At 63.5% G+C, this 25,450-nt stretch carries 17 protein-coding genes; 8 read left to right on the top strand and 9 right to left on the bottom strand.

Going from position 1 to position 25,450, the window contains the following annotated elements; genetic code table 11:
* Complete coding sequence (locus E6B08_RS28340) at window positions 1-2,004, bottom strand: BCCT family transporter (RefSeq protein WP_136916996.1); 2,004 nt, start codon at window positions 2,002-2,004, stop codon at window positions 1-3.
* Window positions 2,005-2,281: 277 nt separating this feature from the next.
* Here E6B08_RS28340 and betI point away from each other — a divergent pair, with 277 nt between their 5' ends.
* The 7 genes from betI (at window position 2,282) to trxC (ending at window position 13,773) form a co-directional block, all read left to right on the top strand.
* Window positions 2,282-2,938 carry a transcriptional regulator BetI gene (gene betI, locus E6B08_RS28345; protein ID WP_136916997.1) on the top strand — a complete coding sequence of 219 codons (657 nt, stop codon included), beginning with the start codon at window positions 2,282-2,284 and terminating at the stop codon, window positions 2,936-2,938.
* A gap of 37 nt (window positions 2,939-2,975) precedes the next feature.
* A complete protein-coding gene (gene betB, locus E6B08_RS28350) occupies window positions 2,976-4,448 on the top strand; it encodes a betaine-aldehyde dehydrogenase (protein ID WP_136916998.1) in 1,473 nt (490 codons plus the stop codon).
* 76 nt (window positions 4,449-4,524) lie between these two features.
* A complete protein-coding gene (gene betA / locus E6B08_RS28355; protein WP_136916999.1) occupies window positions 4,525-6,222 on the top strand; it encodes a choline dehydrogenase in 1,698 nt (565 codons plus the stop codon).
* Window positions 6,223-6,509: 287 nt separating this feature from the next.
* The gene (locus E6B08_RS28360) at window positions 6,510-8,252 is read left to right on the top strand and encodes a potassium/proton antiporter (RefSeq protein WP_136917000.1); all 1,743 of its coding nucleotides are present in this window, start codon (window positions 6,510-6,512) and stop codon (window positions 8,250-8,252) included.
* A gap of 34 nt (window positions 8,253-8,286) precedes the next feature.
* Window positions 8,287-11,595, top strand: a complete 3,309-nt coding sequence (gene mscK / locus E6B08_RS28365; RefSeq protein WP_136917001.1) for a mechanosensitive channel MscK — start codon at window positions 8,287-8,289, stop codon at window positions 11,593-11,595.
* A gap of 164 nt (window positions 11,596-11,759) precedes the next feature.
* The gene (selO, locus tag E6B08_RS28370) at window positions 11,760-13,220 is read left to right on the top strand and encodes a protein adenylyltransferase SelO (RefSeq protein WP_136917002.1); all 1,461 of its coding nucleotides are present in this window, start codon (window positions 11,760-11,762) and stop codon (window positions 13,218-13,220) included.
* A gap of 118 nt (window positions 13,221-13,338) precedes the next feature.
* On the top strand, window positions 13,339-13,773 hold the full coding sequence (trxC, locus tag E6B08_RS28375) for a thioredoxin TrxC (RefSeq protein ID WP_136917003.1): 435 nt from the start codon (window positions 13,339-13,341) through the stop codon (window positions 13,771-13,773).
* Window positions 13,774-13,776: 3 nt separating this feature from the next.
* Here trxC and E6B08_RS28380 read toward each other — a convergent pair whose 3' ends face one another.
* The 4 genes from E6B08_RS28380 to E6B08_RS28395 form a co-directional block, all read right to left on the bottom strand.
* A complete protein-coding gene (locus tag E6B08_RS28380; RefSeq protein WP_136917004.1) occupies window positions 13,777-14,133 on the bottom strand; it encodes a helix-turn-helix domain-containing protein in 357 nt (118 codons plus the stop codon).
* On the bottom strand, window positions 14,123-14,431 hold the full coding sequence (locus tag E6B08_RS28385; RefSeq protein ID WP_136917506.1) for a type II toxin-antitoxin system HigB family toxin: 309 nt from the start codon (window positions 14,429-14,431) through the stop codon (window positions 14,123-14,125). Before E6B08_RS28385 ends, E6B08_RS28380 begins: the two co-directional genes overlap by 11 nt.
* Before the next feature lie 70 nt (window positions 14,432-14,501).
* Entirely contained in the window at window positions 14,502-15,275 is a 774-nt protein-coding gene (locus tag E6B08_RS28390) for a ParA family protein (protein WP_136917005.1), read from the bottom strand.
* A 105-nt stretch (window positions 15,276-15,380) separates the two neighbouring features.
* Window positions 15,381-16,274 (bottom strand): LysR family transcriptional regulator, encoded by an 894-nt coding sequence (locus E6B08_RS28395; protein ID WP_136917006.1) that lies wholly within the window; start codon window positions 16,272-16,274, stop codon window positions 15,381-15,383.
* A gap of 154 nt (window positions 16,275-16,428) precedes the next feature.
* Here E6B08_RS28395 and E6B08_RS28400 point away from each other — a divergent pair, with 154 nt between their 5' ends.
* Complete coding sequence (locus E6B08_RS28400) at window positions 16,429-17,625, top strand: MFS transporter (protein ID WP_416194416.1); 1,197 nt, start codon at window positions 16,429-16,431, stop codon at window positions 17,623-17,625.
* Between the two features lie 40 nt (window positions 17,626-17,665).
* Here the strand turns inward: E6B08_RS28400 and E6B08_RS28405 are convergent, their stop codons facing one another.
* The 4 genes from E6B08_RS28405 to gltB all read right to left on the bottom strand — a co-directional run bounded on the left by E6B08_RS28405 (window position 17,666) and on the right by gltB (window position 25,416).
* Window positions 17,666-18,013, bottom strand: coding sequence for a YgiW/YdeI family stress tolerance OB fold protein (locus tag E6B08_RS28405; RefSeq protein WP_136917008.1), 348 nt, complete (start codon window positions 18,011-18,013; stop codon window positions 17,666-17,668).
* Window positions 18,014-18,127: 114 nt separating this feature from the next.
* Window positions 18,128-19,192: a uroporphyrinogen decarboxylase gene (gene hemE / locus E6B08_RS28410; protein ID WP_136917009.1), complete on the bottom strand. Its 1,065-nt coding sequence runs from the start codon at window positions 19,190-19,192 to the stop codon at window positions 18,128-18,130.
* A gap of 236 nt (window positions 19,193-19,428) precedes the next feature.
* Window positions 19,429-20,847: an FAD-dependent oxidoreductase gene (locus tag E6B08_RS28415; protein WP_136917010.1), complete on the bottom strand. Its 1,419-nt coding sequence runs from the start codon at window positions 20,845-20,847 to the stop codon at window positions 19,429-19,431.
* A gap of 123 nt (window positions 20,848-20,970) precedes the next feature.
* Complete coding sequence (gene gltB / locus E6B08_RS28420) at window positions 20,971-25,416, bottom strand: glutamate synthase large subunit (RefSeq protein WP_136917011.1); 4,446 nt, start codon at window positions 25,414-25,416, stop codon at window positions 20,971-20,973.
* Between the last annotated feature and the right edge of the window lie 34 nt (window positions 25,417-25,450).

Genomic DNA, 25,450 nt, shown 5'->3' on the forward strand with positions numbered 1-25,450 from the left:
TTAGCTGTAGACGCGGCCCAGCAACTGGCGATGGCTCTCGAACTGATCGAGCACATCACGCACGATCTGCTCGGGCGCGAAGCCCATCAGGTCGTATTCCTGGCTGCCGTCATGCAGGTACACCTCGGCGCGATAGAAGCGCTGACGTACCTCGGGCTCGCCTTCGACCGGCGCCTCGCTCGGCGCGGCCAGGTAGCCGTCCAGGCTCACTTCATAGACGAAGGGGTTGCCCTCCTCCATCATCACCCGCAAGCCCATCATGTTGCGCGACTGGCCAACCCGGGTCTCGACCTCGAAGCCCAAGGTACGAAGCTGCGCGGCGGCTTCCTGCAGCGCCGGGCTCACCTGGCGGTCCATGAAGCGCTGCACCACCGCCTGGGTCGGTTGCAGTTCGAGCTGGGTCAGTCGCTCGCTGAAGCCTCGGCGACCGCGGGCGGCCAGTTCGGCGCGCTCCTGCTCCACCGCCACGTCCTGCTTCATGGCCTTGTACAGACCGAACATGAACAGCACCAGCACCACCGAGAACGGCAGGCCGGCGAGCACCACCATGGTCTGCATCGCCTCGAAGTTACCGGCGAACAACAGGCCGATGGTCACCAGGGTGATCACCACCGACCAGAACACCACCATCCAGTGCGGTGCGTCCTCATCGACCTTGCCGCCTTTGCACGACAGGTTGGCCATCATCACCGCGCCGGAGTCGGCCGGGGTGAGGAACAGCACGAAGCCGACGAACACTGCCACACCGATCACGATCTTCGCTGCCGGGAAATATTCCAGCAGCTGGTAGATGGACATCGACGGCTGTTCCAACGCGGTCTTGCCCAGCTCCACGGCGCCCTGGTTGATGACCAGGTCCAACGCGGTGTTGCCGAAGATCGACAACCAGGCCAGGGTGAAGCCCAGCGGGATCAGCAGCACGCCGCTGACCAACTGACGCACGGTGCGGCCCTTGGAGATACGGGCAATGAACATGCCGACGAACGGGCCCCAGGAGATCCACCAGGCCCAGTAGAACACGGTCCACAGGCCCAGCCAGCGCTCGGACTTGCCCGCCTCGCCTTCATAGACGTACAGGTCGAAGGTCTTCAGCACGATGCCATTGAGGTAGTCGCCGACGTTCTGCACGAAGCCGTTGAGCAGGTGCAGGGTCTGGCCGCCCAGCAACACGAAGATCAGCAGGCCGCTGAACAGCGCGATGTTCAGGTTGGACAAGCGGCGAATGCCGTTTTCCACGCCCGAGACCGCCGCCACGGTGGCCACCCCGGCCATGACCAGGATCACCACCAGCAGGTTGGTCTTGCTGTGGTCCATGCCGAACAGGTATTCCAGGCCCGAGGCCACCTGCATCGAGCCGATACCCAGGTTGGTCACCAGGCCCAGCAGGGTGACGAACATGCCGAAGATGTCCACCGCATTGCCGGCAGCGCCCTTGACCCAACGCTCACCGACCAGCGGGTACAGCGCCGAGCGCAGTGCCAGCGGCTGGTTGTGGCGATAGGCGAAGTAGCCCACGGCGAGGCCGACCAGGGCATAGATCGCCCAGCCATGCAGGCCCCAGTGCAGGAAGGTCAACTGCAGGCCCTGACGTGCAGCCTCGAGGCTGGCAGGGGTGCCCTCAGGTGGGTTGAAGTAGTGGTCCAGCGGCTCGGAGGCGCCGAAATACAAAAGCGAGATACCGATACCGGACGAGAACAGCATCCCGGCCCAGGCGCCGTAGCTGAAATCGGGTTGGTCATCCTTGCCGCCAAGCTTGAGCTTGCCGTAGTCGGAAAACGCCAGGTAGACGACGAACAGCAGGTAACCACAGATCACCAGCATGTAGTACCAACCGAAAGTACGCGTGAGCCATTTCTGGGCAACGCCCAGGACCTGGCCAGCGGTTTCGGGAACAGCGATCAGCAAGGCAGTCAGAACGAGGATCATCAGCGCGGAGGTGAAGAACACCACGCGATTGACCCCTACCCTCTCGGCGGGGGGTTTGGTTAGGGAGGCAGAACTCATTGCACGAAGGCTCCGGGCAGTGCGGCTGTGGAGGCTAATCAGTCTTATCCCGAGCAATTGGTGGAATACCCCCACTGCCCTGGGTGTTATAAAAGCACCCTGGAAAATTTCCCGGGGTGTCAATTGGTGCCGGCTCGACCGCCTGAACAACTGTCAATGGCACAAATTGTCGCAGAGCTTATTCTTTATTGATTGAACGTTCAATCAAAACAAAATAGACTGGCCTTCGCCGAGTCAGCCGCTTGTCGTCTGCTCGCAGGCCTGAGGAGAAAGCAAGATGCCCAAGGTCGGTATGCAACCCATCCGCCGCCAGCAATTGATCGAAGCCACCCTGCAGGCGGTCGATCAGGTCGGCCTGGGGGACGCCAGCATTGCGCTCATTGCCCGTTTGGCCGGTGTGTCGAACGGCATCATCAGTCACTACTTTCGGGACAAGAACGGCCTGATCGCAGCGACCATGGGCTACATCATGACCATGCTCAACGAAGGCGTTGCAGCACGGCGCCAGGCCCTGACCGACGACAGCCCGCGAGCCCATCTGAAGGTGATCATCGAGGGCAACTTCGATGCGAGCCAGGTGAATGGCCCGGCAATGAAAACCTGGTTGGCCTTCTGGGCCTCCAGCATGCACCAGCCCGATTTGCACAGGTTGCAGCGGATCAACGACCACCGCCTGTATTCCAACCTGTGCTGTCAGTTCCGCCGCGTCCTGCCGCTCTACCATGCGCGCAAGGCAGCCCGCGGACTGGCGGCTCTGATCGACGGGTTGTGGCTGCGCGGCGCGCTGTCGGGAGATGCTTTCGACACCGACCAGGCGATACGAATCGCTTACGAATACATGGATCTACAACTGGCTAAGCAGCACACCCTGGACGCAACCGGCCAGGCCGCTGAACAAACGCGCACAGCGCTTGCCAACCCGGCAGGAGCGTGACGCGCAGCCAACCACACACTGCACTTGCGAGGACACTATGGCCCGTTTCGGAACGCAAAAACTCTACATTGATGGTGGTTACGTCGACGCTGGCAGCGATGCCACCTTCGAAGCCATCAACCCGGCCAACGGCGAAGTCCTCGCCCACGTGCAGCGTGCCACCGAGGCCGACGTCGAGAAGGCCGTGGCCAGTGCCGAGCGCGGCCAGAAGGTCTGGGCGGCGATGACCGCCATGCAGCGTTCGCGCATCCTGCGCCGCGCCGTCGACATCCTGCGCGAGCGCAACGACGAGCTGGCCATGCTGGAAACCCTGGACACCGGCAAGTCGTATTCCGAAACCCGCTACGTCGACATCGTCACCGGCGCCGACGTGCTCGAGTACTACGCAGGCCTGGTACCGGCCATCGAAGGCGAGCAGATCCCGCTGCGCGAGTCGTCCTTCGTCTACACCCGCCGCGAGCCGTTGGGCGTGACCGTCGGTATCGGCGCCTGGAACTACCCGATCCAGATCGCCCTGTGGAAGTCCGCCCCGGCCCTGGCCGCCGGCAACGCGATGATCTTCAAGCCGTCGGAAGTCACCTCGCTGACCACCCTGAAACTGGCCGAGATCTACACCGAGGCTGGCCTGCCGGATGGCGTGTTCAACGTCCTGACCGGCAGCGGCCGCGAAGTCGGCACCTGGCTGACCGAGCACCCGCGCATCGAGAAGGTGTCCTTCACCGGCGGCACCACCACCGGCAAGAAAGTCATGGCCAGCGCCTCGAGCTCCTCGCTCAAGGAAGTCACCATGGAACTGGGTGGCAAGTCGCCGCTGATCATCTGCGCCGACGCCGACCTGGACAAGGCCGCGGACATCGCCATGATGGCCAACTTCTACAGCTCCGGTCAGGTCTGCACCAACGGCACCCGCGTGTTCGTGCCGGCTGAAATGAAAGCCGCCTTCGAAGCCAAGATCGTCGAGCGCGTGGCCCGCATCCGTGCCGGCAACCCGGAAGACGAGAACACCAACTTCGGCCCGCTGGTCAGCTTCGCGCACATGGAAAGCGTGCTCGGCTACATCGCCAAGGGCAAAGAAGAAGGTGCCCGTGTGCTGTGCGGCGGCGAACGCCTGACCACCGGTGATTTCGCCAAGGGCGCCTTCGTGGCCCCGACCGTGTTCACCGACTGCCGCGACGACATGACCATCGTCAAGGAAGAGATCTTCGGACCAGTGATGAGCATCCTCACCTACGAGACCGAGGAAGAAGTCATCCGCCGCGCCAACGACACCGAATATGGCCTGGCCGCTGGTATCTGCACCAACGACATCTCCCGCGCCCACCGCATCATCCACCAGCTCGAAGCCGGCATCTGCTGGATCAACGCCTGGGGTGAGTCGCCGGCGGAAATGCCGGTCGGTGGCTACAAGCAGTCGGGCGTTGGCCGTGAGAACGGCATCAGCTCGCTGGCTCAATACACTCGCATCAAGTCGGTCCAGGTCGAACTGGGCGGCTATACCTCGGTTTTCTAAACCCGGTCCAGCCACGCCCGTGCCACCGTGCACGGGCGTTCCCGCCTCCTGATCACCGCCAAACGAGGGAACGCTCATGTCCCAAGCATTCGATTACATCATCGTCGGCGCAGGTTCCGCCGGTAACACCCTGGCCACCCGCCTGACCGAAGACGCCAACGTCACCGTGCTGCTGCTCGAAGCCGGCGGCCCCGACTACCGCTTCGACTTCCGCACCCAGATGCCGGCCGCCCTGGCCTTCCCGCTGCAGGGCCGCCGCTACAACTGGGCCTACGAGACCGACCCGGAGCCGCACATGGACGGCCGCCGCATGGAGTGTGGTCGCGGCAAGGGCCTGGGTGGCTCGTCGCTGATCAACGGCATGTGCTACATCCGCGGTAACGCCATGGACTTCGACGGCTGGGCGAAACTGCCAGGCCTGGAAGACTGGACTTACCTCGACTGCCTGCCGTATTTCCGCAAGGCCGAAACCCGCGACATCGGCCCCAACGACTACCACGGTGGCGAAGGCCCGGTCAGCGTGACCACGCCCAAGGCCGGCAACAACCCGCTGTTCCACGCCATGGTCGAAGCCGGCGTGCAGGCCGGCTACCCTCGCACCGAAGACCTCAATGGCTACCAGCAGGAAGGCTTCGGTCCGATGGACCGCACCGTGACCAAGCAAGGCCGCCGCGCCAGCACCGCCCGTGGTTATCTGGACCAGGCCAAGAAGCGTCCGAACCTGACCATCGTCACCCACGCCCTGACCGACCGCGTGCTGTTCGAAGGCAAACGTGCCGTTGGCGTGACGTACCTGGTCGGTGACAGCGAAGAGCGCGTCGAAGCCCGTGCCCGCAAGGAAGTCATCGTCAGCTCCGGCGCCATCGCTTCGCCGCAACTGCTGCAGCGCTCCGGCGTCGGTCCGCGCGAACTGCTGGAAAGCCTCGACATCCCAGTGGTACACGACCTCCCGGGCGTCGGCGAGAACCTGCAGGACCACCTCGAGCTATACCTGCAGTACGCTTGCACCCAGCCGGTGTCGCTGTACCCATCGCTGCTGTGGTGGAACCAGCCGGCCATCGGCGCCGAGTGGATGTTCAAAGGCACCGGCATCGGCGCCAGCAACCAGTTCGAGGCCGGCGGCTTCATCCGTACCCGCCCCGAGTTCGAGTGGCCGAACATCCAGTATCACTTCCTGCCGGTGGCCATCAATTACAACGGCTCCAACGGCGTGAAAGAACATGGCTTCCAGGCGCACATGGGTTCGATGCGCTCGCCAAGCCGTGGCCGCATCAAGCTCAAGTCCAAGGATCCGCGCCAGCACCCAAGCATCCTGTTCAACTACATGGCTACCGAACAGGACTGGCAGGAGTTCCGTGACGGCATCCGCCTGACCCGTGAGATCATGGCCCAGCCGGCGCTGGACCCGTACCGTGGCCGCGAGATCAGCCCGGGCGAGCACGTGCAGACGGACGAGGAACTGGACAAGTTCATTCGCGAGCACGCCGAGACCGCCTTCCACCCGTCGTGCTCGTGCAAGATGGGCACCGACGACATGGCCGTGGTCGACAACGAAGGTCGCGTGCATGGCATGCAGGGCCTGCGCGTGGTGGATGCGTCGATCATGCCGATCATCATCACCGGCAACCTCAACGCCACCACGATCATGATCGCCGAGAAGATCTCGGACAAGATCCGTGGCCGCAAGCCGCTGCCACGCAGCACCGCCAAGTACTACGTGGCGGGCGATGCACCGGTGAAGGGCAAGGCGATGCGTGAGGTGAAGCAAGGCTGATGAACGCTGGGGCCGCTTAGCGGCCCTTTCGCGACACAAGGCCGCTCCTACACGGACCGTGCTGGCCCTATAAACAGGGACCTTCACGGTCCGTGTAGGAGCGGCCTTGTGTCGCGATGGGCTGCGCAGCAGCCCCCGGCAATCTTAAGTGAGCAGCGTTACCCTCCACGGTGCCTATCTACATCTGCAGAAACGCTTTACAGGCTGCTAATTCATCAGGTTAGAATCGATTGGCACGCGACTTGCCAGTCAAGCCTTCTTCCCGCGCTGTCCCGGAGTACCTGCCTTTGGATGCAAGCACCATCAACAGCCTGTTCTTGATCGGCGCATTGCTGGTGGGCGCAAGTATCCTGGTCAGCTCGCTGTCGTCGCGCCTGGGCATTCCTATCCTGGTCATCATCCTCGCCGTCGGCATGGTCGCCGGGGTCGATGGTGGCGGCATCATCTTCAACAACTACCCGACCGCCTACCTGGTGGGTAACCTGGCGCTGGCGGTGATCCTCCTCGACGGTGGCCTGCGCACGCGCGTGGCCAGCTTCCGCGTGGCGCTGTGGCCGGCCTTGTCGCTGGCCACCGTCGGCGTGATGATCACCACTGCCCTGACCGGCATGGTCGCCGCCTGGCTGTTCGACCTGAGCCTGATCCAGGGCCTGCTGATCGGCGCCATCGTCGGCTCCACCGATGCCGCAGCGGTGTTCTCGCTGCTCGGCGGCAAGGGCCTGAACGAGCGGGTTACGGCCACCCTGGAGATCGAGTCGGGCAGCAACGACCCGATGGCCGTGTTCCTCACCGTCACCCTCATCGACATGATCGCCAGCGGCCAGACCGGCCTGCACTGGAGCCTGCTCATCCACCTGCTGCGCGAGTTCGGCATCGGCGGCCTGCTGGGCCTGGGCGGCGGCTGGCTGATGCTGCAGCTGGTCAACCGCATCAACCTGGCCGGCGGCCTGTACCCGATCCTGGTAGTGGCCGGCGGCCTGGTGGTGTTCTCGCTGACCAACGCCCTGCACGGCAGCGGCTTCCTTGCCGTGTACCTGTGCGGCCTGGTACTGGGCAACAAGCCGATCCGCAGTCGCCACGGCATCCTGCACATGCTCGACGGCATGGCCTGGCTGGCGCAGATCGGCATGTTCCTGGTGCTCGGCCTGCTGGTCACGCCGCACGACCTGCTGCCGATCGCCCTGCCCGCCCTGGGCCTGGCGCTGTGGATGATCCTGGTCGCACGGCCACTGTCGGTGGTAGCTGCCCTGCTGCCGTTCAAGGCCTTCCATGGCCGCGAGAAGGGTTTCATCTCGTGGGTCGGCCTGCGCGGCGCGGTACCGATCATTCTTGCGGTGTTCCCGCTCATGGCCGGCCTGCCGGACGCCCAGCTGTTCTTCAACCTGGCGTTCTTCATCGTGCTGGTATCGCTGCTGGTACAGGGCACCAGCCTGCCGTGGATGGCCAAGCTGCTCAAGGTCACGGTACCGCCCGATCCCGCGCCGATCTCGCGCTCGGCCCTGGAGGTGCACATCACCAGCGAGTGGGAGCTGTTCGTCTACCGCCTGGGTGCCGAGAAGTGGTGCATCGGCGCCGCCCTGCGCGAGCTGAAGATGCCGGCGGGCACCCGTATCGCCGCGCTGTTTCGCGGCGAGCAACTGCTGCACCCCTCTGGCAGCACGGTGCTGGAGGTGGGCGACATGCTCTGCGTGATCGGTCATGAGCACAACCTGCCGGCCCTGGGCAAACTGTTCAGCCAGGCACCGCAACGCGGGCTCGACCTGCGCTTCTTCGGCGACTTCGTGCTCGAAGGCGATGCCGAGCTGGGCGCGGTGGCGGCGCTGTACGGCCTGAAACTCGACGGCCTGGATGCGAAAATGCCACTGGCGCAGTTCATCCGACAGAAGGTCGGAGGCGCTCCAGTAGTAGGCGACCAGGTCGAATGGCACGGCACGATCTGGACCGTGGCGACCATGGACGGGAACAAGATCCAGAAGGTGGGCGTCAGATTCCCCGAAGGAACGCGACCAGGTCCAGGATTGTTCCTCTAAACTCCGTTTCAGCCCGATCCCAAGTAGTCTGCCTATGTCCCTGCGCGATTCCCTCCGCGCAGCCCTGTTCGGGCTGTGCCTGTCCCTTTCGTTCACGACCCTCGCGGCCGAGGCACCCACCACTGCCAGCATCCAGAGCAGCCTCGACAAGATCGCCGAGCGCAAGCTCCCGGAGGCCGAACAGAAGGCCTTGCAGCAAGTGCTGGAGCAGACCTTGAGCCTGCTCGCCAGCACCGAGGACAGCGAGAAGAAGCTCGCCGCGCTCAAGCAGCAACTGGCCAACGCCCCCAAGGAAACCACCGAGAGCCAGCGTGAGTTGTCCAAGTTGAAGGACAGCAAGAGCGTACCGGTGGCCCAGCGCTACGCCGATCTCAACGTGCCGCAACTCGAGCAAGTGCTCAGCGAGCGCAGCACCCAGCAGGGCGAGCTGCAAAAGGCCCTGTCCGAAGCCAACAGCCTGATCATCAATTCGCAGACGCGCCCCGAGCGAGCCCAGGCCGAGATCAGCAACAACCAGACCCGCACCCAGCAGATCAACAATACCCTCAAGAGCGGCAAGCTCGATGGCAAGCCCATCAGCGCCGACCAGCGCAACCAGCTCAATGCCGAGCTTGCCGCGCTCAATGCCTTGACCCTGCTGCGCCGCCAGGAGCTGGCCGGCAACGGCCAACTGCAGGACCTGGGTAACGCCCGCCACGACCTGCTGATCGAACGCGCCGCGCGCCTGGAACAGGAAATCCAGGACCTGCAGACGCTGATCAACGACAAGCGCCTGGCGCAGTCGCAGCAAACGGTCACCCAGCAGTCGATCGAAGCGCAGAAAGCCGGCGGCAGCACGTTGCTGGCCACCGAAAGCGCGACCAACCTCAAGCTGTCCGACTACTTGCTCAAAAGCACCGACCGGCTCAACGAACTGACCCAGCAGAACCTGCGCACCAAGCAGCAACTGGACAGCCTGACCCAGGCCGACCAGGCCCTGGACGAGCAGATCAACGTGCTCAAGGGCAGCCTGTTGCTGTCCAAGATCCTCTACAAGCAGAAGCAGGCGCTGCCGCACCTGAAGGTCGACCGCGACCTGGCCGACCAGATTGCCGACATCCGCCTGTACCAGTTCGAGGTCAACCAGCAGCGCGAACAGATGAGCAGCCCGCTGGCCTATGTCGACAAACTGCTCGCCAGCCAACCCCAGGAGCAGGCCACCCCGCAACTGCGCAAGGCCCTGCTGGAAGTGGCGATCACCCGCAGCGACCTGCTCGAGCGGCTGAACCGCGAACTGTCGGCATTGCTCAACGAGTCGATCACCCTGCAGCTCAACCAGAAGCAACTGCTCGGCACCGCCCAGGGCCTGCGCACCACCCTTGAAGAACAGATGTTCTGGATCCCCAGCAACAAGGCACTGGACTGGGATTGGGTGCAATATGTGCCCGAGCGCTTCGCCGACCAGGTCGCCAGCCTGCCGTGGGGTTCTGGGGTCAAGGAGCTGGCCGACGGCCTCAGTCAGCGCCCGCTGCTGTTCCTGCCCCTGCTGCTGGTGATCGGCGCCTTGCTGTGGCGGCGCAAGTACCTGTACCAGCGCCTGGGCAAGGTGCACCAGGACATCGGCCACTTCCGCCGCGACAGCCAGTGGCATACGCCCCAGGCCATCCTGATCAACATCCTCCTGGCGATGCCGGTCAGCCTGGGCCTTGCATTGTGCAGCTACGCCCTGCAGATCGATGCCCGGGGGCAGAACGCCAACCTCGGCGCGGCGCTCTGGCAACTGGCCCAGGCGTGGCTGGTGTTCTACACCGCCTATCGCATCCTCGCCCCCGGCGGCGTGGCCGAGATCCACTTCCGCTGGCACAAGCCCCAGGTCGAGTTCCTGCGCGGCTGGGTGCGCCGCCTCGGTACAGTGGTGCTGGCACTGGTCGGCGTGGTGGCCGTGGCCGAGCACCAGCCCTCGGCCTTGGCCGACGACGTGCTCGGCATCGGCATCGTGCTCACCTGCTATGCGCTGATGGCCTGGCTGCTCAGCCGGCTGTTGCTCAGCAGCCCGGCGCACCGCGACACCTCGCTGTTCCGCAAGGCGGTCGGGGTCGCCTTCACCGCCTTGCCGATCGCATTGTTCGTGGCGGTGTGCTTCGGCTACTACTACACGGCCCTGAAACTGACCGACCGCTTGATCTACACCCTGTACCTGCTGCTGTTCTGGCTGGTGATCGAGGCCGCCTTCGTCCGCGGCCTGTCGGTGGCGGCGCGGCGCCTGGCCTATCAACGGGCGCTGAGCAAGCGTGCGGCGGCCAAGGAAGGGCTCGATGGCGAGGTCATCAGCGAAGAGCCGACCCTGGACATCGAACAGGTCAACCAGCAGTCGCTGCGCCTGATCCGCCTGGCCCTGCTCGGCGGCTTCATCGCTGGCCTGTACTGGGTGTGGTCTGACCTGATCTCGGTGTTCGCCTATCTCAACAACATCACCCTGTACGAATACACCAGCGGTACCGGCGCCGCAGCCAGCATGGTGCCGATCAGCCTCGGCGACCTGCTCGGCGCCCTGGTGATCGTCGGCATCACCTTCGCCCTCGCCGGCAACCTGCCCGGCCTGCTCGAAGTGCTGGTGCTGTCGCGCCTGAACCTGGCCCAGGGCAGCGCCTATGCCACCACCACGCTGCTGTCGTACACCATCGTCGGGGTCGGTATCGTCAGTACCCTGTCGACCCTCGGGGTCAGTTGGGACAAGCTGCAATGGCTGGTGGCGGCGCTGTCGGTCGGCTTGGGCTTCGGCATGCAGGAGATCTTCGCCAACTTCATCTCCGGCATCATGATCCTGTTCGAGCGCCCGGTACGCATCGGCGACACCATCACCATCGGCAACCTGTCGGGCACGGTGAGCAAGATCCGCATCCGCGCCACCACCATCACCGACTTCGACCGCAAGGACATCATCGTCCCCAACAAGACCTTCATCACCGGCCAGTTGATCAACTGGTCGCTGACCGACACGGTCACCCGGGTGACGCTCAAGCTTGGCATCGACTACGGGTCGGACCTGGATCTGGTGCGCGAGCTGCTGCTCAAGGGCGCCCACGAGAACCCAAGGGTGCTCAAGGACCCGGAGCCGATCGTGTACTTCCTGAACTTCGGCGAGAGCTCGCTGGACCATGAGCTGCGCATGCACGTGCGCGACCTGGGCGACCGCAACCCGACCCTGGACGAGATCAACCGCTACATCAACCGCGAGTTCAAGGCGCACGGCATCAAGATCTCGGTGCGCCAGGTCGAGGTGTTCCTGATGGATGCCAAGGGCGGCAAGCAGCAGATGATTGCGCTGGAACAACCGAAATCCGATGGCACTGCATCGGCCTGAGTGCACTCGAATACTTTATTCTGTGCAGAATCCCTGCGAGGGCTGCGCCCTCGTTCGCGGCACAAGGCCGCTCCTACAGGAGAAGGTGATCTGTGTAGGAGCGGCCTTGTGCCGCGATGGGCCGCAAAGCGGCCCCAAGCAACCGATACCCAGGAGCCGCCTCCGTGAAAGCCCTCGACCAACTCACCTTCGACAACCGCTTCGCCCGCCTGGGCGATGCGTTCTCCACCCAGGTCCTGCCCGAGCCCATCGCCGAGCCGCGCCTGGTGGTGGCGAGCGAGTCGGCCATGGCCCTGCTCGACCTCGACCCGGCCCAGGCCGAACTGCCGATCTTCGCCGAGCTGTTCAGCGGCGCCAAGTTGTGGGAAGCCGCCGACCCACGGGCGATGGTCTATTCCGGTCACCAGTTCGGCTCGTACAACCCGCGCCTGGGCGATGGCCGCGGCTTGCTGCTGGCCGAGGTCCTCAATGACGCCGGCGAGCACTGGGACCTGCACCTCAAGGGCGCCGGCCAGACGCCTTACTCGCGCATGGGCGACGGCCGCGCCGTGCTGCGCTCGTCGATCCGCGAGTTCCTCGCCTCCGAAGCCCTGCATGCCTTGGGCATTCCCACCAGCCGTGCGCTGTGCGTGGTCGGATCGAGCACGCCGGTGTGGCGTGAAACCCGCGAGAGCGCCGCGATGCTCACGCGCCTGGCGCACAGCCATGTGCGCTTCGGCCACTTCGAATACTTCTACTACACCCAGCAGCCAGAGCAGCAGCGACTGCTGATCGATCATGTGCTGGATCAGCACTATCCCGAATGTCGCGACGCCGAGCAGCCGTACCTGGCGATGTTCCGCACCATCGTCGAGCGCAACGCCGAGCTGATCGCACGCTGGCAAGCCTACGGCTTCTGCCATGGGGTGATGAACACCGACAACATGTCGATTCTCGGCATCACCTTCGACTTCGGCCCGTACGCCTTCCTCGATGACTTCGACGCCAACTTCATCTGCAACCATTCCGACGACCGAGGCCGCTACAGCTACGCCAATCAGGTGCCGATCGCCCACTGGAACCTGAGCGCCCTGGCCCAGGCGCTGACCACGGTGGTCGAGGTGGAGCCGCTCAAGGAAGCGCTGGGGCTGTTCCTGCCGCTGTACCAGGCCCATTACCTGGACCTGATGCGCCGACGCCTCGGCCTGACCTGCGCCGAGGAGGACGACATGGCGCTGGTCGAGCGGCTGCTGCAACGCATGCAGAGCGGCGGCGTGGACTACACCCTGTTCTTCCGCAAGCTGGGTGAGCAGCCGGTGGCCGAGGCGCTCAAGCAGGTGCGTGACGACTTCGTCGACCTCGCCGGTTTCGATGCCTGGGGCGCGGATTACCTGGCCCGCTGCGAGCGCGAACCTGGTAATGCCGAGGGGCGTCGTGAGCGGATGCATGCGGTCAACCCCCTGTACGTGTTGCGCAACTACCTGGCGCAGAAGGCCATCGAGGCGGCCGAGGCAGGGGACTACAGTGAAGTGCGGCGACTGCATCGGGTGTTGAGCACGCCGTTTGCGGAACAGCCTGGGATGCAGGCCTATGCCGAGCGACCACCCGAGTGGGGCAAGCATCTGGAAATCAGCTGTTCATCATGATCGATGCTGCCTGTACCGGCCTCATCGCCGGCAAGCCGGCTCCTACAAAGATTGCGCACACCTGTAGGAGCCGGCTTGCCGGCGATAGGCCGATACCTACAACACACAAGGAAAGAACATGTCAGAGCCATTGGTAATCCCCTGCCCCCACTGCAACGGCCTCAACCGGCTGCCTGCCGCACGCCTGGGCGATGCCCCCAAATGCGGCCGCTGCAAACAGGACGTGCTGCTGAACACCCCGTTCGAACTGACCGAAAGCAGCTACGCCAGCCAGATCAAAGGCGACCTGCCATTGCTGGTCGACGTCTGGGCCGACTGGTGCGGCCCGTGCAAGTCCTTCGCCCCGACCTTCGAGCAGGCCGCCCGTCAGCTCAGTGGCCGCTGCCGCCTGGCCAAGCTCGACAGCGAAGCCAACCGCAACCTCGCCGGGCAATTGGGCATCCGCTCGATCCCCAGCCTGATCCTGTTCAAGAACGGCCGCGAAATCAGCCGCCAGGCCGGGGCCTTCCCGCTCCAGTCGCTGCTGGAGTGGTTGCGCAGCCAGGGGGTCTAGGTTCTATGCGCTTGCCAACAAGGACTCGTAGGGAATGCGAAGGCCATCGTGCAGGCGCTTGATCATGGAAAGGCTAAGTCCGCGCTTTCCATTCAAAACCTCTGATACCCGCCCGCTTGGACCAATGAAAGGTTCAAGATCACGCGGCGTCAGGCCCTGCTGATCCATGCAAAACTTGATCGCCTCGATGGGATTGGCCGGGTGGATGGGATAGTGCTTGTTCTCGTACACCTCGATCAAAGCTACAAGCACTTCCATTTCATCAGCCTCAGGCGTGCCCGCTTCAGCTTGAAAAATGGCTTCGAGTCGCTGGAAAGCTGCTCGAAGGTCGTCATCATTGCGGATCGGCTTAATATTCACAGATCGTCTCCACGTCAATCTCGTCATAGCGCTTGTGCGTACCGACGAACTTCACCCAGGCAATACCGGCTCGATACTGCATCTCGACAACAAGCCGGTACTTGTTACCCCCGATATTGAAGACCACGCGATTGCTGCCACCTATGCTGGCGCTGCCAATCTGATTTTTTACATCCTGCGGCGTTCGCCAGATGGCCTTTGTTGCCATATCGTGCCAGCTCTCCAACGGAGCTCTGGCATCCTCGTACCCCGGTAATTCCCAGAACCTCACCAGGGTGCTTTTAGCAATGACGCGCATCCATGCATATCTCCCGTTTTGGGAGATATGCATGGCACTCAGCGAATGGGCAATGATTTGAATGTTGCGCTCACTCACTACGCTCAAGCAGGTCGTGCAACTCGACAAACTGTTGGGTCAGCTTGTGCCGCGGTTCCAGGTGAATCAGCGGCAGGCTGGCGTGGTGCGATTCGCGCATCTTCACCGAACTGCCCAGGTACACCGGTAGCACCGGCAACCCTTCGGCCAGCAACTCGTCGAGCATCTGCTGGGGCAGGCTGGCGCGCGACTGGAACTGGTTGACCACGATGCCCTCGACCACCAACTCTTCGTTGTGGTCATCCTTGAGTTCGTCGATCTCGGCCAGTAGGCCATACAGGGCCTGGCGCGAGAAGCTGTCGCAATCGAAGGGGATCAACACACGATCGGCGGCGATCAGCGCAGAAACAGCGTAAAAATTCAGCGCCGGTGGTGTATCGATATAGATCCGGTCGTAGTCCTCGTCCAGCTCGTCGAGCAACTTACGCAACTTGTTGATCTTGTGCTTGGCTTCGAGCTTGGGCTGCAGGTCGGCCAACTCCGGGGTCGCCGTGACGACATGCAGGTTGTCGAACGGCGTTTCGTAGATATCAACCTTGTTCTTCTTGCTGAAGGGCCCGCTGGACAGGCTCTGCTTGAAGAAGTCGGCGATGCCCATGGGAATGTCCTCACCAGTCAGGCCGGTCAGGTACTGGGTCGAGTTGGCCTGGGCATCCAGGTCGATCAGCAGGGTCCGATAACCCTCGTTGGCACTCACCGCCGCCAGGTTGCAGGCGATGCTCGACTTGCCCACGCCACCTTTCTGATTGAACACCACACGCCGCATGACAGACCTCCGTGTATCAACGAATGCCCGAGTATGTGGCGGCGAAGCGGCGTTGACCAGCCCTGTTCATCCAGGCCCTGCACCAACCGTCCGAGCACATGGGACTCAGCCGCTCACCTGGTCGGTCAGCAACTCGGCAAAGGCCCTGGCCATCGCCGATGCGCCGCGCTCGCGCTGCACCAGCCACACCGCCGACACGGCATCTTCATCCAGCAACGTGCGATAGACCACGCCTTCGATGCGCATGCGCTGGTAGGACGCCGGCAGCACCGACACGCCCAGGCCCGCCGAAACCAGGCCGATGATGGTCATCGCCTCGCCAGCCTCCTGGGCGAAGTGCGGACTGAACCCGGCCTGTCGCGCAAGGCTCTGCAGCTGGGCGTACAACCCGCTGCCGTAGCTGCGCGGGAAGAACACGAAAGGCTCGTGGGCCAATGCCGACATGTGCACACCCCGCTCGGTACCGGCGACCAGTGGGTGCGAGGCGTTGACCACCGCCACCAGCGGCTCGCGGAACAACTCCGTGGCCAACAGCCCATCGGGCAGGGGCATCGGCCGCATCAGCCCGACCTCGATGGACTCGTCGAACACCGCCTGGGCCACATCGCGGCTGCTCATTTCCTGCAGATGCAGGTGCACGGCAGGAAAGCGCTGGCGGAAGGCATGGATCGCCTTGGGGATCTTCGAGGTGAAGGGCGCCGAGGAAGTGAAGCCGATTTTAAGCTCGCCCAACTCACCTAGCTGGGCGCGGCGTGCCACGTCGGCCGCCTTCTCCACCTGCGCCAGCACCTGGCGGGCCTCCTCGAGAAACAGCCGGCCAGCCTCGCTGAGCTCCACTCGTCGGTTGGTGCGTTCGAAAAGACGCGCGCCAAGCTCCTGTTCCAGGGCCTGGATCTGCTGGCTCAGCGGCGGCTGGGAGATGCCCAGTTGCTGGGCGGCGCGGCCAAAATGCAGCTCTTCGGCGACAGCGATGAAATACCGCAGGTGGCGCAATTCCATGTTCGGCTCCAAACGAGTCGTAAAAGCTCTTAAATAGGTCGAACAATATATTGGATCTAATCATTAGGCAGCTATATGCTTTTTTCATTGCACCCGAGGTATCCCCTGTGAAAACTGCTGTAGCCCCCTCTGCGCCGAACCCGACCCTGCCCCGCTGACCGATATCTGGATCGAAAAAGGCACTCCCGCCTTCATGAAGACCGTACTGGCCCTGTTCAGCGGCGGTTTCGCCACCTTCGCCCTGCTGTACTGCGTGCAGCCCATGATGCCGCTGCTGTCCAAGGAGTTTTCGATCAACGCCGCGCAGAGCAGCCTGGTGCTGTCGGTGTCGACCGGCCTGCTGGCATTCGGCCTGTTGGTTACCGGGCCGATTTCCGACCGCATCGGGCGCAAGCCGGTGATGGTCGCCGCATTGCTGTGCGCCGCGCTGTCGACCCTGGCCAGTGCGGTGATGCCGACCTGGGAGCTGGTACTGGCCACCCGCGCGCTGGTGGGGTTGTCGCTGAGCGGCCTGGCAGCAGTGGCGATGACCTACCTGAGCGAGGAAATCCATCCACAGCACATCGGCCTGGCCATGGGCCTGTACATTGGCGGCAATGCCATCGGCGGCATGAGCGGACGCCTGATCACCGGGGTATTGATCGACTTCGTCAGCTGGCACACGGCAATGCTGGTGATCGGCGGCCTGGCCCTGGTAGCGGCGCTGGTGTTCTGGAAGGTGTTGCCCGAATCGCGCAACTTCCGTGCGCAAACGCTCAACCCGCGCAGCCTGGTGGATGGCTTCGTCATGCACTTCAAGGATGCCGGCCTGCCGTGGCTGTTCCTCGAAGGCTTCTTGTTGATGGGCGCCTTCGTCACCCTGTTCAACTACATCGGCTATCGCCTGCTGGCCGAGCCCTACCACATGAACCAGGCACTGGTCGGCCTGCTGTCGGTGGTGTACCTGTCGGGTATCTACAGCTCTGCGCAGGTCGGCGCCCTGGCTGACAAGCTGGGACGACGCCGGGTGTTCTGGGCGGGAATCCTGGTGATGGCGGGTGGTTTGCTGATGACCCTGGCCAGCCCGTTGCCGCTGGTGATCGTTGGCTTGCTGGTATTCACCTTCGGCTTCTTCGGCGCGCACTCGGTGGCCAGCAGCTGGATCGGCCGGCGCGCCCTCAAGGCCAAGGGGCAGGCCTCTTCGCTGTACCTGTTCTGCTACTACGCAGGGTCCAGCGTGGCCGGTACTGCCGGTGGGGTGTTCTGGCACCATGCCGGGTGGAACGGCATCGGCCTGTTCATCGGCAGCCTGCTGGCGGTGGCATTGCTGGTGGCGTTGCACCTGAGCAAGTTGCCGCCCAAGACCACCTGAAGGCCCTTCGCGGCGGTTCGCGCCGCGAAGGGACGTTGAATCAGTTGATGATCTCGACGATATCCACATCCACTTCGCGGCTCATCAGGTGCTTCTCCACCTCACCGGTCAGCTTGACCTTGGTCTTTTCATTGAACGGCGTCGGCGGCAGATCCTCATCGTCGATCTCGACGTTGATGGTGCCAGTGCTGTCCTTGAATTCGTACTTGTCGTCGTTGTTGATCTTCTTGGTCACATACCCCTGCAGCACGACCGGCGTATCGTCGGCGGCCTCTTTGGCGGCGGCGAGGGTGGTCACCGGTTGCGCACCTGGGCCGGTGTAGCCCGCGGCCAGAGCAGCGGTACTGAACAGTGGGGCGATGATCAGAGCGAGGTAACGGGCTTTCATGGGGATCGTGTCCCGTTTAGGTTTAGATGGCCCCAGGTTAACGACGATCGCTGAATTAAAACTTAATGTAAAAAAGCCCGGCGCAGGGCCGGGCTTTTCAGGTCAGCGATCAATTCACTGATGGTACTGCGCCGACAACTCGTGCACGGCGTTGATGAACGCGCCGGCATGTTCCGGATCGACTTCCGGGGTGATGCCATGGCCCAGGTTGAATACATGGCCGCTGCCATTGCCATAGCTGGCCAGGATACGCGCCACTTCCTTGCGGATGGCCTCGGGCTTGGCGTAGAGCACGGTCGGATCCATGTTGCCCTGCAGCGCCACCTTGTCGCCCACGCGGCGGCGGGCATCGCCGATGTCGCAGGTCCAGTCCAGGCCCAGGGCATCGGCACCGGCCTCGGCGATGCTTTCCAGCCACAGACCACCATTCTTGGTGAACAGGATCACCGGGATCTTGCGCCCCTCGTGCTCGCGGATCAGGCCGCTGACGATCTTGCGCATATAGGCCAGCGAGAATTCCTGGTAGGCCGCCGCCGACAGGTTGCCGCCCCAGGTATCGAAGATCTGTACCGCCTGGGCACCGGCCAGGATCTGCCCGTTGAGGTAGCTGGTGACCGATTGGGCCAGCTTGTCCAGCAACAGGTGCAGGGCCTCGGGGTTGTCGTAGGCCATGGCCTTGGTCTTGCGGAAGTCCTTGGACGAACCGCCCTCGACCATGTAGGTGGCCAGGGTCCAGGGGCTGCCGGAGAAGCCGATCAGCGGCACTCGGCCATTGAGTTCGCGGCGGATGGTGCTGACAGCATCCATGACGTAGCCGAGGTCTTTCTGCGGATCGGGGATCGGCAACGCCTCGATGTCGGCCGGGGTGCTGATGACCTTCTCGAAACGCGGGCCTTCGCCGGTCTCGAAGTACAGGCCCAAGCCCATGGCGTCGGGGATGGTGAGAATGTCCGAGAAGAGGATCGCCGCATCCAGCGGATAACGGTCCAGCGGCTGCAGGGTGACCTCGCAGGCGAACTGGGGGTTCATGCACAGGCTCATGAAGTCGCCAGCCTTGGCGCGGCTCGCGCGGTACTCAGGCAGGTAGCGGCCAGCCTGGCGCATCATCCACACCGGGGTGACGTCTACGGGTTGCTTGAGTAGTGCACGCAGGAAACGATCGTTCTTCAGGGCAGTCATGTCGGCATCCGGCAAAAAAGTGCCGGTATTTTCTCAGACGCCAGCGCAAAAGGCACGGATGTGACCATGCGTTTTGTCTATTGGATGCCTTGGATCAAGCGATTTTGTATACAACAATGCACTGGGACTGCTTTGCAGCCCTTTCGCGACACAAGGCCGCGCCTACAGAAATAAGCAATTCCCTGTAGGAGCGGCCTTGTGTCGCGAAAGGGTCGCAAAGCGGCCCCATCGGTCCATCAGACTTCCAGATAGTCCAGGATACCCTCGGCAGCCGTACGGCCTTCGAAGATCGCCGTCACCACCAGGTCAGAGCCGCGCACCATGTCGCCACCGGCGAAGATCTTCGGGTTGCTGGTCTGGTGCTTGAACTGGCCTTTCTCCGGCGCCACCACGCGGCCCTGGCTGTCCAGCTGGATACCATGCTGCTCGAACCACGGCGCCGGGCTCGGGCGGAAGCCGAAAGCGATCACCACGGCATCGGCCGGCAAAATTTCCTCGGAACCGGGAATCGGCTCGGGGCTGCGGCGGCCACGGGCATCGGGCTCACCGAGACGGGTCTCGACCACCTTGACGCCTTCGACCTTGTCTTCGCCGACGATGGCGATCGGCTGGCGGTTGTAGAGGAACTTCACGCCTTCTTCCTTGGCGTTCTTCACCTCTTTGCGCGAACCCGGCATGTTGGCTTCGTCACGGCGATAGGCACAGGTCACCGACTTGGCGCCCTGGCGGATCGAGGTGCGGTTGCAGTCCATCGCGGTGTCGCCACCACCCAGTACCACGACCTTCTTGCCCTGCATGTCGACGAAGTCTTCAGGCGACTTCTCGAAGCCCAGGTTGCGGTTGACGTTGGCGATCAGGAAGTCCAGCGCGTCATGCACACCCGGCAGGTCCTCGCCTGGGAAACCGCCCTTCATGTAGGTGTAGGTACCCATGCCCATGAACACTGCGTCGTAGTCGGCGAGCAGCTGTTCCATGGTGATGTCCTTGCCCACTTCGGTATTGAGGCGGAACTCGATGCCCATGCCGGTGAAGACTTCGCGGCGATTGCTCAGCACGGTCTTTTCCAGCTTGAACTCAGGAATGCCGAAGGTCAGCAGGCCGCCGATTTCCGGGTTCTTGTCGAATACCACCGGAGTCACCCCGGCACGCACCAGCACATCGGCGCAGCCCAGGCCCGCCGGGCCGGCACCGATGATGGCAACGCGCTTGCCGGTCGGCTTGACCTTGGACATGTCCGGACGCCAGCCCATGGCGAAGGCGGTATCGGTGATGTACTTCTCGACCGAACCGATGGTTACCGCGCCAAAGCCGTCGTTCAGGGTGCAGGCACCCTCGCACAGGCGGTCTTGCGGGCACACGCGACCACAGACTTCAGGCAGCGTGTTGGTCTGGTGCGAAAGCTCGGCGGCCGCCAGGATGTTGCCTTCGGAGACCAGCTTCAGCCAGTTGGGGATGAAGTTGTGGACCGGGCACTTCCACTCGCAATACGGGTTGCCGCAGCCCAGGCAGCGATGTGCCTGTTCGACGGACTGCTGGGGCTTGAAGGGTTCGTAGATTTCCACGAACTCCTTCTTGCGCTGGCGCAGCAGCTTCTTCTTCGGGTCCTTGCGGCCCACTTCGATGAACTGGAAGTCGTTGTTCAGACGTTCAGCCATTTTTCAAAACCTCTTTACAGCAGCTGCAAGCTACACGCTGCAAGCCGCAAGACGATCACTTAAGCCGGGCAAACCTCGTGCTGCATCGACATGCAGCTCGAGGCTCGCCACTTGCAGCTGTTCTTACTGCGGGTTGGCACGGGTGCTGGACAACAGTTGCTTCAGGTTGGCCGCCTTCGGCTTGACCAGCCAGAAGCGCCGCACGTAGTCGTCCAGGTTCTCCGAGAGCTCACGCCCCCACTCGCTGCCGGTTTCTTCGACGTATTCGCCCAGGACACGCGCCAGGTGGCTGCGGTAGGCCTCCATCGCTTCACCACTGATACGCTGGATTTCCACCAGCTCGTGGTTGAGCTTGTCGACGAAGGTATTGTCCATGTCGAGCACGTAGGCGAAGCCGCCAGTCATGCCAGAACCGAAGTTGTAACCGGTCTTGCCCAGTACGCAGACAAAGCCGCCGGTCATGTATTCACAGCAGTGATCGCCAGTACCCTCGACAACAGCGTGGGCGCCGGAGTTACGCACAGCGAAGCGCTCGCCCGCGGTACCGGCGGCGAACAGCTTGCCGCCAGTGGCACCGTACAGGCAGGTATTGCCGACGATGGCGCTGTGCTGGGTTTCGAACGGGCTGCCGGCTGGCGGCACGATGGTCAGCTTGCCACCGGTCATGCCCTTGCCGACGTAGTCGTTGGCGTCGCCTTCCAGGTGCAGGTTCAGGCCACCGGCGTTCCACACGCCGAAGCTCTGGCCCGCAGTGCCTTTGAAGCGGAAGGTGATCGGCGCCGCGGCCATGCCCTGGTTGCCGTGCAGCTTGGCGATTTCGCCAGAGACACGCGCACCGATGGAGCGGTCGCAGTTGCAGATGTCGAGGCTGAACTCGCCACCGGCCTGGTCGCGGATCGCCGGCAGGGCCATCTCGACCATCTTCTCGGCCAGCTCGCCCTTGTCGAACGGCGGGTTCTTGTCCACTTCGCAGAACTGCGGCTTGTCGGCCGGGATGTGCGAGCTGCCCAGCAACGGGGTCAGGTCGAGGTGCTGCTGGCGCTCGGTGTCGCCTGGCAGTACGTCGAGCAGGTCGGTACGGCCGATCAGCTCGCCCAGGCTGCGCACGCCCAGCTTGGCCAGCCACTCACGAGTCTCTTCCGCAACGAAGGTGAAGAAGTTGATCACCATGTCGACGGTGCCGATGTAGTGGTCCTTGCGCAGCTTGTCGTTCTGGGTCGCCACGCCGGTGGCGCAGTTGTTCAGGTGGCAGATGCGCAGGTACTTGCAGCCCAGGGCGATCATCGGCGCGGTGCCGAAGCCGAAGCTCTCGGCACCGAGGATGGCTGCCTTGATCACGTCCAGGCCGGTCTTCAGGCCGCCGTCGGTCTGGACCCGCACCTTGCCGCGCAGGTCGTTGCCGCGCAGGGTCTGGTGGGTTTCAGCCAGGCCCAGCTCCCACGGCGCGCCGGCGTACTTGATCGAGGTCAGCGGCGAAGCGCCGGTGCCGCCGTCGTAGCCGGAAATGGTGATCAGGTCGGCATAGGCCTTGGCCACGCCAGCGGCGATGGTGCCAACGCCGGCTTCTGCCACCAGCTTGACCGATACCAGCGCCTGCGGATTGACCTGCTTGAGGTCGTAGATCAGCTGCGCCAGGTCTTCGATCGAATAGATGTCGTGGTGCGGCGGCGGCGAGATCAGGGTCACGCCCGGTACCGCATAGCGCAGCTTGGCGATCAGGCCGTTGACCTTGCCGCCTGGCAGCTGGCCGCCCTCGCCGGGCTTGGCGCCCTGGGCCACCTTGATCTGCAGCACTTCGGCATTGACCAGGTATTCCGGGGTGACGCCGAAGCGGCCGGTAGCCACCTGCTTGATCTTCGAGCTGCGGATGGTGCCGTAGCGCGATGGGTCTTCACCGCCCTCACCGGAGTTCGAGCGCGCGCCCAGGCGGTTCATCGCCTCGGCCAGCGCCTCATGGGCCTCCGGCGACAGCGCACCCAGCGAGATACCCGCGGAGTCGAAACGCTTGAGGATTTCTTCCAACGGCTCGATCTGCTCCAGTGCCAACGGCTGGTCGGCGACCTTGACCTTCAACAGGTCGCGGATCATCGACACCGGGCGCTGGTCGACCAGCGTGGTGTATTCCTTGAACTTGGCGTAGTCGCCCTGCTGCACGGCGGCCTGCAGGGTGTTGACCACATCCGGGTTGTAGGCGTGGTATTCGCCACCGTGGACGAACTTCAGCAAGCCACCTTGCTGGATCGGCTTGCGCGCGCTCCAGGCTTCGGCCGCGAGCAGCTTCTGGTCGCTTTCCAGGTCGACGAAGCGCGCACCCTTGATGCGGCTGGACACGCCCTTGAAGCTCAGGCCAACCACTTCCTCGGCCAGGCCCACGGCTTCGAACAGCTGGGCACCACGGTACGAGGCGATGGTGGAGATGCCCATCTTCGACAGGATCTTCAGCAGGCCCTTGGAGATGCCCTTGCGGTAGTACTTGAATACTTCGTCCAGGTCACCGAGGACTTCACCGGTGCGGATCAGGTCGGCGAGTACTTCGTAGGCGAGGTACGGGTACACGGCCGAGGCGCCGAAGCCCAGCAGTACGGCGAAGTGGTGCGGGTCGCGAGCGGTGGCGGTTTCGACCAGGATGTTGCTGTCGCAGCGCAGGCCCTGCTCGGTCAGGCGGTGGTGCACCGCGCCAACGGCGAGCGAGGCGTGGACCGGCAGCTTGCCTGGGGCGATGTTGCGGTCGCTCAGCACCAGCTGGGTCTTGCCGCCGCGTACCGCTTCCTCGGCCTGATCGGCGATGTTGCGGATGGCCGCTTCCAGGCCGACGCTCTGCTCGTAGTTGAGGTCGATCAGCTGGCGGTCGAAACCTTCGCGCTCCAGGCTCATCAGCGAACGCCACTTGGCGGGCGAGATGACTGGCGAGCTGAGGATCACCCGCGAGGCGTGCTCGGGGGATTCCTGGAAGATGTTGCGCTCGGCGCCAAGGCAGATTTCCAGCGACATGACGATCGCTTCGCGCAGCGGGTCGATCGGCGGGTTGGTCACCTGGGCGAACTGCTGGCGGAAGAAGTCGTAAGGCGAACGCACGCGCTGGGACAGCACCGCCATCGGCGTGTCGTCCCCCATCGAGCCGACCGCTTCCTGGCCCTGCTCGCCGAGCGGACGCAGCACCTGGTCACGCTCCTCGAAGGTGACCTGGAACATCTTCATGTACTGCTTGAGCTGGTCGCTGTCGTAGCTGGCCACGCCCTGGTCGTCGGTCAGCGTCGCCTGGATGCGGGTGGCGTGCTGGCGCAGCCAGCGCTTGTACGGATGGCGCGACTTGAGACGGTTGTCGATGGCATCGGTATCGAGGATCTGGCCGGTCTCGGTGTCCACGGCGAAGATCTGGCCTGGGCCGACCCGGCCCTTGGCCAGAACGTCCTCGGGCTTGTAGTCCCAGACGCCGATTTCCGAAGCCAGGGTGATGTAGCCGTTCTTGGTGGTCACCCAGCGCGCCGGACGCAGGCCGTTGCGATCGAGCAGGCAGACCGCGTGGCGGCCTTCGGTCATGACGATACCGGCCGGGCCATCCCACGGCTCCATGTGCATGGAGTTGTATTCGTAGAAGGCGCGCAGGTCGGCGTCCATGGTCTCGACGTTCTGCCAGGCTGGCGGCACCAGCATGCGCACGCCGCGGAACAGGTCAATGCCGCCGGTGACCATCAGTTCGAGCATGTTGTCCATGCTCGAGGAGTCCGAGCCCACGCGGTTGACCAGCGGGCCGAGCTCTTCGAGGTCGGGGATCAGGTCATTGGAGAACTTGGTGCGACGGGCCATGGCCCAGTTGCGGTTACCGGTGATGGTGTTGATCTCGCCGTTGTGGGCGAGGAAGCGGAATGGCTGAGCCAGCGGCCATTTCGGCAGGGTATTGGTGGAGAAGCGCTGGTGGAACACGCAGATCGCGGTCTGCAGGCGCTCGTCGCCGAGGTCCGGGAAGAATGCGGCGAGGTCCGCCGGCATCATCAGGCCTTTGTAGATGATGGTCTTGTGCGAGAAGCTGCAGATGTAGTGGTCGGCGTCATGGGCGTTGGCCACCGACGAGCGACGACGGGCGCTGAACAGCTTGATCGCGAATTCCTGGTCGCTCAGGCCTTCACCACCGATGAACACCTGCTCGATCTGCGGCAGGCGCTCCAGGGCCAGGCGGCCGAGCACGCTGGTGTCGATCGGAACCTTGCGCCAGCCGACCAGCTTCAGGCCGGCGTTGACGATCTCGCGGTCCATGTTGGCGCGGGCAGCTTCGGCTTTGACCGGGTCCTGGTTGAAGAACACCATGCCGACGGCGTACTGCTTGGGCAGCTCGACGGCGAAGTGCTCCTGGGCCACGGCACGCAGGAATTGATCGGGCTTCTGCATGAGCAGACCGCAACCGTCACCGGTCTTGCCGTCGGCGTTGATGCCACCGCGGTGGGTCATGCAGGTCAGCGCCTGCATGGCGGTTTGCAGAAGGTGGTGGCTCGGTTCGCCCGTCATATGGGCGATCAGGCCAAAACCACAGTTGTCCTTGAATTCTTCGGGATGGTACAGACCTGTTTTCATAGACACTTTCTCACCAGGTTCACCTCTCAACGGA

The sequence above is a fragment of the Pseudomonas putida genome (assembly GCF_005080685.1).
In the GTDB taxonomy this organism is placed as follows: domain Bacteria; phylum Pseudomonadota; class Gammaproteobacteria; order Pseudomonadales; family Pseudomonadaceae; genus Aquipseudomonas; species Aquipseudomonas putida_V.